Genomic DNA, 247 nt, shown 5'->3' on the forward strand with positions numbered 1-247 from the left:
GGCTGGAAGTTCTGAAAGAGATGTTGGTTCAGGCCTACAAAGTATTAAAACCGGAAGGCAGACTGGTCGTAGTTTCTTATCATTCTCTGGAAGACAGGCTGGTAAAAAGATTTTTAAAGAACGGAATGTTTGAAGGGGAACCCGAAAGAGACATTTACGGAAATGATAAAAAAGCGTTTGAGCTGGTGAAGAGCAAAGCAATCATTCCCGATGATAAGGAAATTGAAGAAAACTCAAGGGCCAGAAG

1 protein-coding gene is annotated in these 247 nt (G+C 41.3%); it reads left to right on the forward strand.

The window, feature by feature from the left end; translation table 11 throughout:
* On the forward strand, positions 1 to 247 hold a 247-nt coding region (mraW, locus tag ACPYOJ_RS36220), incomplete at both ends, for a 16S rRNA (cytosine(1402)-N(4))-methyltransferase (protein ID WP_481420513.1).

The organism is Rhizobium sp. SVR5-9E, assembly GCF_056755095.1.